A 9,959-nucleotide genomic window follows, 5' to 3' on the forward strand; every position below is an offset into this window, starting at 1 on the left:
GCTGGCTTCACATCCAGCCCCGTCCAATGAGCGGCAAAAGCCCACATATCCGCCGTTTCCTCAATGATCTTGTCCGTGGGCTTGCCCGCTCCATGTCCCGCGCGTGTCTCAATGCGGACAAAGTGCGGCTTGGGTCTGATACCCGCCCCCTGGAGCGCGGCGACATATTTGAAGCTATGACTCGGCACCACGCGATCGTCCGTGTCGGCAGTGGTGGTGAGGATTGCGGGATATGCCTTGCCAGATTGGATGTTGTGATAAGGCGAATATTTCAAGAGGTTCCGGAAATCCGCTTCCCGTGCTGGAGACCCAAACTCGTCTACCCATGTTTTCCCGCTCGTGAACTGGTCGAAGCGGAGCATGTCCATGACCCCAACCTGGGGCAGCGCGGCGGCGAACAGATCCGGTCGCTGATGACCACTGCGCCGATCAGGAGTCCGCCATTCGATTCACCCTGAATCGCCAAGCCGTCTTGGGGTGTGATTAAGAGCGCCTTGAGATACTCGCCCGCCGCGATGAAATCGTCGAAGACATTTTGCTTGTTCTGACGACGACCTGCTTCGTGCCATGCTTTGCCATATTCAAAGCCACCGCGAATATTGGCGATCGCGTACACTCCGCCCTGTTCGACCCACCCTAAAGGCTCCGGCGAGAAAGCGGGAACCAAGGGGATTCCATATCCTCCATAGGCATAGAGCAGGGTCGGTGCCGGACGGGTCACATCCTTGCGTCGGACAATAAACATTGGGACACGGGTGCCATCCTTCGACGTGTAGAAACGCTGTTCGACTGCGATCTGGCTGAGATCGATCGTAACCTTGGGTTGTGCCCACACCCGCGCCGTGTTGCTGGCGACATCGTATCGATAGATCACGTCCGGAGTGTTGAAGCTGGTGAAGACGAAGAAGGTTTCCGGGTCGCTCTGCTTGCCCTTAAAGCCGCCAGCGGTGCCGATACCAAGCAGTTTCACCATACCCTCTGCCCCTGACCTATCCGATCCATCGGAACCATCCTTCCTAAATCATCAAACGTAATGCCCATCTGAGCAGCGCTACGAGCCATTAGATCAGTCGCAATCGGACCAGGATTGACGGCATTAATCCGAATGCCCTGTTTGGCATAGTCAAGCGCAGCCGATCGCGTCAGCCCCATTACTGCGTGTTTGCTAGCAACGTAGGGAGAGATCCCTGGAAGCGCAACCAAACCATTCGTTGACGAATTGTTCACGATCACGCCTGCGCCCTGGGTGAGCATCTGTTGAATTTCATATTTCATGCACAGAAATATCCCTCGTGCATTGATTGACATGATCTGATCAAAATCCTTGATCGATTGCTCGTGCAGTGGTTTAACAGCAAGATCAATGCCAGCATTGTTAAAGGCACAATCGAGTCTGCCGTAGGTCGCGATCACTTTCTGTACCAAGGCTTGCACGTCCGTTTCACTGGAGACATCTGCTTTCACAAACAAGCACTCCGCTCCAGTCTCGCGAATTAGCGCAGCTGTTTCTTCCCCTTTTACATTGGGTCTGTCACGAATGGCACTAAGAAAAGCTGAAATACTTGCCTGGCAAAGGGTTTAGAAAAATAATAGTTTTAAGGTCGGGAATCAGAATAATCTACAACCCTCAGTTTGCGATCGCTGCTTCATTAGCCTACGTTTTTCCAAAGTGATGAAACCCTTGTAAATAATACATTTGCGCTTTTCTTAGTGCCATTCGGGTCTGTCACAGAAGACCACTTTTGCGCCCGCAGCACCAAAGGCGATCGCAGTTGCTCGACCAATTCCTGAAGTTCCGCCAGTGACTAACGCCACTTTATCTTGAAGTATCATTCTATTTCTCCTAAAATCTAAGTCCGGTTGTTCTCTCTTGAAATAATCATGGAAATCGCTTTAGAAAAAAGCTTAGACAAATCTTGCAAGCATTAGACTAAGAGCTAAGGAAAAGGCATGAAAGCTGACATGGGATAACATCGCAGCCTCAAGCGAGTATTGCCAAAAGAGCCAACCAAAAGCAATGCCAGCAATCCCATTCAGTAACAACGCCCGAATAATCACAACTGGAGTGAGTGGAACTATCGCGGCAGTTGCGGGCAGGTGTAAAAGCCCAAATACCAACGCGGCTAGAACGATTTTTTCCTGATTAAATCTGCTGCTTTTTCACCAATCATGATGGTCGGTGCGTTTGTATTTCCTGTCGTGATCTTTGGCATGATAGAGGCATCAACAACTCGCAACCCTTGAATGCCATGTACTCGAAGTTCCGGGTCTACCACCGCCATCGGATCAGTTCCCATTTTGCAAGTGCCGACCGGATGCCCCAGTGTGCTAGCAGTGTCCCGAATGTATGCTTCAAGGGCTTCATTACTCTGAATGTCGGCACCCGGAGCGATTTCTGCACCGCGAAACTCATTCAAGGAACTGGTATGAAGTAATTGCCGCATTAATTTAATTGAGAAAACGAGCTTTTGCACATCCGTTTCACTTTGCAGATAGTTCATCTGAAACTGGGGTGGATCTGTGGAATCAGACGATTGGGCAAAGCCCACGCTACGCGAACGCAAGCTAACACTACCGACATTTTGCAGATGGGTCAACGTGACAGCCCCTGTAAATCCGAACTCAGCGGGAGCATAGCCAGGGGGAAGGAACTGGGTAGGATTGAACAAGAACTGCAAATCAGGTACAACCTCCGAATTTACCTCGCTATGCAGCAATAGTCCAGCTTCTCCAATCCCGCTCGTGCTTGCGTAGTGTAGATCCTGAGTTGCTTGATACACAATAGGAACGAGAATATGGTCTTGCAAGTTTTGACCCACACCGGGTCGATCGGCTACGACCGGAATATTGAGCGATCGCAGTTCTTCTGCATTACCAATTCCAGACAACATTAGTAGTTTCGGCGAATCGAACGCACCTGCTGATAAAATCACTTCCTGATTGACCTGAACTTGATGCCGGGTTCCTTTGTGTAGATATTCCACTCCAACGGTGCGGGTTCCTTCAAATAACAATCGAGTCACCAATGCTCCAGTGGTGACGGTCAAATTGGAACGCTGGAGAATGGGTACAAGAAAAGCCGTAGCAGCACTATGCCGCTTGCCATCTTTAATCGTAACTTGATAGCGTCCTGCTCCTTCTTGTTGCTTAGCGTTGAAGTCAGGGTTATAGTCATATCCGGCTGCGACGCAAGCCTCTACAAATCGTTGAGCGATCGCAGTCGGCGCAATCAGATCGGTTACACTCAGTTCCCCATCAATTCCATGAAATTCAGATTCACCTCGTGAGGAATGTTCCGATTTTTTGAAATAAGGTAAAACATCCTGATAACTCCAACCCAAATTTCCCAATTCCTTCCAGTGGTCATAATCATGAGGATTGCCTCGAATATAGTTCATGAAATTAATCGAACTGCTGCCCCCCAGAACTTTGCCACGGGAACAGAACATTTTGCGGTGATTCAGGTAAGGTTCTGGCTCGGAGAAATAGCCCCAGTCCACATCAGTTCCTAACAGATTGACACATTCTGCTGGAATGTGAATCTCTGGTTTCGTATCTGGATTGCCTGCTTCGAGAAGTAACACAGTTGTTTCAGGATCTTCGGTCAACCGATTGGCAACCACGCAGCCTGCCGAACCTGCGCCGATCACAATGTAGTCGTAGTGAGTCATATTCTCCTGGTTGAGTTTGGGGATTACAAATTTGATTACAGATCGTTCAAGCGGTTAAGCCGCCATCAATTTTGAGGCTCGCGCCCGTGACAAAAGTTCAGATCAAACAGAGCGAAGCAGCTTCAGCAACTCTTCCGCTGCGGGTCCCGAAGAAGCCGGATTCTGTCCGGTCACGAGCCTCCCGTCCACTTGGACATAAGGAACCCAGTTGGCGGTTTTGCTGTAGATGCTAAGCTAATCGTCATTTAAATTGCACCATTTTTATGGTGATAAAAGCTGCAAACCCTCTCCCCTGCTCCCTGCCCCCTGCCCCCCTGCGATCTCAATGTGCAAATTAAATGCGTAACAGCTTACCTCGTTCCTTTAGCCGGTCTTCCAACAAAAAAGGCACGACCGCGGTCAAGCCCACCGCTTCTTCTTCTGCATTCGTGAACCCGGTCACGCGCTTGCCTTTGATTAGATACTCGCCGTCCTTTCCGCGCACATTGACCAACGCGACCGGCGCGTGACACACTGCACCGACTGGCTTGTCGGACTTCACGAAGGCTTCGATCAGTGCGATGGATGTCGCGTTGTCGGGCATATCCCACATCGGACCATGTCCGCCGGGGTAGAAAACTGCGTCGAAATCGTCTGCGGACATGTCGGCTAGCTTTTTCGTGTTAGCAAGTTCAGCCTGTGCAGCGGTGTCTGTGCGGAAGCGCTTCGTTAATTCGGTCTGGAACTTGGGTACCTCGCTTTTCGGATCGAGCGGCGGCAGACCGCCCTTCGGTGAGGTCACCGCGATAACTGCTCCCGCATCCTTCAGCACGTAATAGGGAGCAGCAAACTCTTCCAGCCAGAAACCAGTTTTCTTTCCAGTATCGCCAAGTTGGTCATGAGACGTGAGAACAATGAGAATCTTCATAGCAAACCTCTTTTTTAAGAACTCAAACACGGCCCAGTGTTTAACCCTGACTTAACGTGGTGAATCACAGAGTTTTTTCACAAGTTAGAGATGCGGCAGGACACTGATTAATTTTCCTGTTGTAGGAAGTCCAGTAACATGGGATTGACCTGATCAGCGTGAGTCCAGTTAATGGCGTGCGGTCCGCCAGGAATGACAACTCAAATACAAAACCCAATGCATCAAATTACTCGAAGCCGATAAACGTAAGCTTGTATCAGGAATGAATGGCACGCTTTGATTGGATTTCATGATTTCTCCTTAGTTAAAAAGCCTAGTACTAACTCAAGCGACCTGCCAGAGGTTTTGCCGCGATCGCGTTCAGGTCAGCCACCGTTTGCTGCGGAAGTTGCAGCGCCGCAGCTTTGACATTCTGACGTAAATGCTCAACCGATGACGTGCCGGGAATCAGCAAGATATTGGGAGAGTGCTGAAGCAACCATGCCAGCGCTACTTGCATCGGTGTCGCGTCTAAAGATTTGGCGGTGCTTTCAAGTACCGAAGATTGTAGCTGCGTGAACCCACCCAGAGGGAAGAACGGCACATAAGCGATGTCCTGCTGTGCGAGATCGTCGATGAAAGCATCATCTTCCCGGTGTGCCACATTGTACTGGTTTTGCACACAGACAATTTCCGTGATCGTCTGCGCCTCTGCTAACTGTGTAGGCGTGACATTGCTCAAACCGAGGTGACGAATTAATCCCTGCTTCTTAAGTTCGGCTAAGGTCGTCAGCGGCTCGGCGAGAGAACCCTCCGATAGTCCGTGACCGTCACCCATCAAGCGGAGATTGACGACATCGATCGCATCGAGTCCGAGGTTACGCAGGTTGTCGTGAATTGCCTCAGTCAGATCCTGCCGCGACATCGCGGGAACCCATGATCCATCTTCAGGACGACGTGCTCCAGCCTTGGTTACAATCACCAAATCTTCGGGGTAGGGATGTAGCGCTTGTCGAATAATCTGATTTGTGATGTGAGGTCCGTAGATGTCGCTCGTATCGATGTGATTAATGCCAAGTGCGATCGCTTCGCGCAAAATAGCAACGGCTGCATCCACATCTCGTGGCGCACCCATTACATTCGGACCCGCGAGTTGCATAGCACCATAGCCGATGCGCTTCACTGTGATTGAGGTGTTCGGCAGCGTAAAAGTGCCGCCAAGGTTCGTTTGCTCAGACATATTGCTACTTTCTCCAAGAATTTTTTAGTGATTTAACGAAAGCAATGCAGCATCATCTCCCTGACTCTTTGAGGGTTCTCTTGAGATGCTTTCATCCTGTACAGGATTTGTTGAGAGTAGAGTTGTTGTAAAAGCTGGAAATTCAATCAGCTCTTATTCGCTGCTCACGCGCAACACAATTTTGCCCAGATAGTGCTGTTTCATCGCTGATTGTGCTTGTGCCGCCTCTTCCAGCCCAAATGTCTGTGCGATGTGAACTTGAAACTCACCGATGCCGATCAATCGATTGAGTTGGTCTAACAACGTTGGGTTGGCGAACCCATTTGCTTTCTTGAGTTCCACACCGTCGGGTGCTTTAGGTTCGGGCATCACGCCATTAGGAAAGGTGATAATTCCGCCCTGACGTACCAAACTCAGCGTGGATTGAACGGTGTCGCCGCCCACCAGCACCAGCGCGACATCGAAGCCATCGGGCGCAAAAGCACAGGCGCGTTGCACAACGTTGTCGCTATGTCCGTCTACTGCTTCATCCGCCCCCAACTGCTTAACCAAAGCTACACCGTCTGCACCCGATGCGAGCGCGAAAACGTTCGCGCCCATGCGTTTAGCCAGTTGTAGCGCAACGTGACCGACGCCACCGCTCGCGCCCCAGAGCATCAATTTGGTTTTGTTGCCTGTCCCCGACACTTGCAAATTGCTGAGTGCCGTTACACCAGCAATGGGTAGCCCCCCCGCCATCAACATATCGAGACCATCGGGCATCGGCGCGACCGTCTCTGAAGAGACGACGACGTATTCTGCATAGCTACCGCCCTTGTCGTTCATGAAGCTCTGGGCGTAAACGCGGTCACCAACAGCAAAACGTTCAACGCCATCGCCAATCGCAACAATAGTGCCTGCACATTCGCCGCCCAGCACACGCGGAAAGTGAACTTCGTTATACACTAGCTCACCTTCACGCTCCATCTCATCCCAGATGCCAACTCCGGCGATCTTGATGCGAATCAAAACTTCGCCTGCATCCACTGTAGGCAAGGGTAAGGTGTGCAAAGTCAGCTTGTCAGCATGACCGAACTCGTCAACAGCCATTACTTTCATTTGTTGGGGAGTATTTTGCATAAATAGGTTCTCCTGCTAATTGCTTGAGTTGTTATTGAGGGGTTCGGAGGCGTAAAACTGCTGACAAAGTTTGTTTGGACGGATTGCCATTTCCTCCAAAAAGTTTTTAATCGTTTAAGGAAAGCAATGCGGCATTGTTCTCTTTTTTCTTTAACGTTTCGCTTAAGATGCTTTCATCCTACGAATTCGATCCAGTATTTCCAATGGCTAAAGCTCTTTGATCCTTGCCTAATTCTCCAGCATGGATAACTTAAAGACCTTCTATAATCGTGTAGGGCATTGAATGAGTCGAGACTTTACCATGACAGTCAAAATCCCCCCCATTTGCCGACTGGACACCACCGAAGTTTTATTATCAAACTTCATATCGGTGTCGATCGCGACTTGGTCGCAACGTTTCGCACTGCCGATCGACTACTGCGCTACAAACCCACCATCTACCAGCAATGTTACACCTGTTGTGAACGACGCCATGTCAGATCATAAAAACTGTGGCTTAAGGCAGTACCAGCACCTCGTGGATTGCTGTCGCTGCATTTCCGCCTGTTTGGGTTCCGCCACCAAACACAAAAATCCGGTTGCCAATCGTCGCTGCTCCCAATCCATGCCGTGGAGTTGGCAAGGGCGGCAATGCCTCCCAAACGTCGGTTTCCGGGTCGTATACCCAACTTTCGGCGAAAACCTTCTGCTCTGGAACCCACTGTTCGCCGCCAAACACGTAAAGCTTGCCGTTGAGTGCGGTTGCAGCCAGACCTCCTTGGGCTTGAGGCATCGGCGATCGCGTCTCCCAACGGTCAAGCTGTGGATCGTAGACCTCAAGATTTGGCACATTCACCTGCTGCGTCGTGCCATCAGCATTCCTAACAAAATTGCGACCGCCCACCACATAGATCTTGCCATCAATCACAGCCGACGCTGCACTGTTTCGTGCTGTCGGGGCATCGGCAAGAGTTGCCCAACGCTTAGTCGTCGGATCAAAGACTTCGTTTCGCCTAGTGTCGATATGGTCGTTGAACAGCCGAGCGTCGTCAGTAGCTCGAACGCGCCCACCAATCAGGTATATCTTGTCATCGACCACTGCGGATACGCCCTCGGCACGAGCCTCTGGTAGGTCAGTCCCTCCAGTCCAACTATTAGAGACAGGATCGTAGATAAACATTGTTGGCTGCGCCCGCCAATCTGGAAATCCGCCTGTGAACCCACCCACACCATAAAGCAAGCCATTGACTGCCGACAGCGTAATGTGATGTCGGGCTTCAGGAAGCGGTCTCAAGACTATCCATGCATCATTGACCGGATCATAAGACTCGAAATGCGCTGAGAATCCGGTGTTTGGGCTGAGTAAACCGCCGACCACGTAAATTTTTCCGTTCAAAACTTCTGGATAGAGTTCTTGCCGAGCGACTGTTGGCTGTGCAGCTTCAGTCCAATAGGGCAACTGGCTTTGTGTTTGACTGAACACGGGCGAACCTAGCGCTATGAGCGAAAAGACCAAGAGCGACAGGAAAATCAAATATCTAAATCTACGCAACATCGTACATACTCCATCTCAACCGATCGGACGTGGGTTTGGCAGACAAACCAACCCGCTAAAATTCTTGCCAGGATACCAGGGCGTCTGGGGAAGATTGCCAAAACCGGGAAGGCTTTTCATGTGTTCCACCATCCGGGTACGCATTGAATCATCAGGTAACGATCCTCTTAATGCACCCATATTCTCAACAACGTGATCGGGGTTTGTGGTTGCGGGAATCGCGCAGGTTAGAGCCGGGTGAGAAATCACATACTTGAGAAAAAACTGCGCCCAGTTCTCGCAGCCAAAATCGCTGGCAAAATCGGGTAGTGGTTGCCCCTTTACCAATTCAAAAAGACGGGCTTTCTCGAAGGGCATGTTGGCTAGGACGACTGTTCCTCGCGCCGCCGCCGCAGGAAGAATTGTGTCTTCAACTCCACGCTGACGAATTGAGTAGCGAAGTTGAACAAAGTCTAGATCGCCGTTCTCGATCCACTTCTCAAGCGCAGCAAAATACAACGGATCGTGGTGAGTAACGCCCACGTAGCAAATTCTACCTTCTGCTTTCCATGCCTTTAATAGGGGTAAAATCGCGTCTACATTCACCAAGCTATGAACCTGCATTACATCAATGCGATCACGCGACAATCGTGTTAGTGATTGTTCAAACTGACGCTGCGCCTGACTAGGATCGCCCAGATACTCGCCAGTTGCCCAGGTTTTGTTAGTAATAAACAAATCATTGGTCAAGCCAAGTGTTCTAGCAAATTCGCCTACGTTCACTTCCGACATCCCATAGAGCAATGAGGTATCAACCAATCGCCCGCCTGCATCCCAAAAGCGGCGCATCACTTGTTGAAGATGATCGCGGGGTTGATCAGACAAAGCATCAAAGGTCATAAACGTCCCCAGACCGATTGCAGGCAGTTTCTCCTTTGTGCGCGGGATTTCCTTCGTGATGATCTGCGATGGTTGGGTTGAAGCAGGTTGCGACGATTGAGTTTGAGTTTGGGTTTGATTCTGTGCCCGTGCCGTCTTCAAAAAAGTGGGTGTTAAGGCAGCGGTGGTGGCACCAAATCCTAACAATCCAAGTACCGACCGACGGGAAACATTTTGCCTAATTGCTGGACGGGTTGCCTTCATTGTGCGTTTCCTTTGTGCTGAAGTTTAGATGCTGCGAATCAAGATCAAAAGATCGCTCTGTAGACTTGATATGTAATTAACACGCATGACTTTCCCTACTCTGTTGGTCTATGAAACTAGACCAGCCACGATGCTTGTTCTGATGAAGATTGAATTACCTTGATTTAGACGAAATCTTCCATAATCAGAAAGTGATTTAAACCGCCAGCAGCAACGCTACCCTGAAAAACAGCAACGGCGATCCCTTGCATGGGTGAAGTGATGTCACCTGCCGCATAAACGCCTTTGTGGTTTTCCAACAGTGTCCTTTGATCAGCGGTTAGATCGGCTTTGCCGTTGGTGCAGAGGACTAAATCAGCACTCCAATTTTTCAGCAATGCCGCCATT

At 50.3% G+C, this 9,959-nt stretch carries 10 protein-coding genes and 3 pseudogenes; all 13 read right to left on the reverse strand.

All coding sequences use genetic code 11. The annotated features are described in order from the left end of the window. Positions 1–368 (reverse strand): prolyl oligopeptidase family serine peptidase (locus tag H6G26_RS44370; protein WP_199327218.1); only part of this gene is annotated, 368 nt, incomplete at its 3' end. After that, entirely contained in the window at positions 320–973 is a 654-nt protein-coding gene (locus H6G26_RS41950) for a prolyl oligopeptidase family serine peptidase (protein WP_199327214.1), read from the reverse strand. The genes H6G26_RS41950 and H6G26_RS44370, both read right to left, overlap by 49 nt. Continuing rightward, the gene (locus tag H6G26_RS34380) at positions 967–1,560 is read right to left on the reverse strand and encodes an SDR family NAD(P)-dependent oxidoreductase (protein ID WP_347242551.1); all 594 of its coding nucleotides are present in this window, start codon (positions 1,558–1,560) and stop codon (positions 967–969) included. Before H6G26_RS34380 ends, H6G26_RS41950 begins: the two co-directional genes overlap by 7 nt. A 171-nt stretch (positions 1,561–1,731) precedes the next feature. Further along, positions 1,732–1,833, reverse strand: a pseudogene (locus H6G26_RS34385) (SDR family NAD(P)-dependent oxidoreductase); the annotation flags it as partial. 72 nt (positions 1,834–1,905) lie between these two features. Continuing rightward, positions 1,906–2,118 carry a hypothetical protein gene (locus tag H6G26_RS34390; RefSeq protein ID WP_242054095.1) on the reverse strand — a complete coding sequence of 71 codons (213 nt, stop codon included), beginning with the start codon at positions 2,116–2,118 and terminating at the stop codon, positions 1,906–1,908. A gap of 5 nt (positions 2,119–2,123) precedes the next feature. Continuing rightward, positions 2,124–3,671, reverse strand: coding sequence for a GMC family oxidoreductase N-terminal domain-containing protein (locus H6G26_RS34395; protein WP_190735596.1), 1,548 nt, complete (start codon positions 3,669–3,671; stop codon positions 2,124–2,126). Between the two features lie 102 nt (positions 3,672–3,773). Continuing rightward, positions 3,774–3,896: pseudogene (locus H6G26_RS44375) on the reverse strand (type 1 glutamine amidotransferase domain-containing protein); the annotation flags it as partial. 87 nt (positions 3,897–3,983) lie between these two features. Next, positions 3,984–4,578 (reverse strand): annotated as a pseudogene (locus H6G26_RS34400) (type 1 glutamine amidotransferase domain-containing protein); the annotation flags it as partial. A gap of 319 nt (positions 4,579–4,897) precedes the next feature. Next, positions 4,898–5,797 carry an aldo/keto reductase family oxidoreductase gene (locus H6G26_RS34410; RefSeq protein WP_190735597.1) on the reverse strand — a complete coding sequence of 300 codons (900 nt, stop codon included), beginning with the start codon at positions 5,795–5,797 and terminating at the stop codon, positions 4,898–4,900. A 153-nt stretch (positions 5,798–5,950) separates the two neighbouring features. Beyond that, complete coding sequence (locus tag H6G26_RS34415) at positions 5,951–6,916, reverse strand: NADP-dependent oxidoreductase (protein ID WP_199327216.1); 966 nt, start codon at positions 6,914–6,916, stop codon at positions 5,951–5,953. 496 nt (positions 6,917–7,412) lie between these two features. Next, entirely contained in the window at positions 7,413–8,378 is a 966-nt protein-coding gene (locus H6G26_RS34420) for a kelch repeat-containing protein (RefSeq protein WP_347242550.1), read from the reverse strand. Between the two features lie 87 nt (positions 8,379–8,465). Further along, positions 8,466–9,572 (reverse strand): aldo/keto reductase, encoded by a 1,107-nt coding sequence (locus H6G26_RS34425; protein ID WP_190735599.1) that lies wholly within the window; start codon positions 9,570–9,572, stop codon positions 8,466–8,468. A 164-nt stretch (positions 9,573–9,736) separates the two neighbouring features. Next, positions 9,737–9,959, reverse strand: a 223-nt coding sequence (locus H6G26_RS34430; protein ID WP_199327217.1) for a hypothetical protein, incomplete at its 5' end; no start/stop codon positions are given.

The organism is Nostoc sp. FACHB-888, assembly GCF_014696655.1.
Classification (GTDB): domain Bacteria; phylum Cyanobacteriota; class Cyanobacteriia; order Cyanobacteriales; family Nostocaceae; genus Nostoc.

Coding starts and splice junctions, on each gene's coding strand:
- H6G26_RS34425 (WP_190735599.1), bottom strand. CDS start 9,572: ATGAAGGCAACCCGTCCAGCAATTAGGCAAAATGTTTCCCGTCGGTCG.
- H6G26_RS34410 (WP_190735597.1), bottom strand. CDS start 5,797: ATGTCTGAGCAAACGAACCTTGGCGGCACTTTTACGCTGCCGAACACC.
- H6G26_RS34395 (WP_190735596.1), bottom strand. CDS start 3,671: ATGACTCACTACGACTACATTGTGATCGGCGCAGGTTCGGCAGGCTGC.
- H6G26_RS34415 (WP_199327216.1), bottom strand. CDS start 6,916: ATGCAAAATACTCCCCAACAAATGAAAGTAATGGCTGTTGACGAGTTC.
- H6G26_RS41950 (WP_199327214.1), bottom strand. CDS start 973: ATGGTGAAACTGCTTGGTATCGGCACCGCTGGCGGCTTTAAGGGCAAG.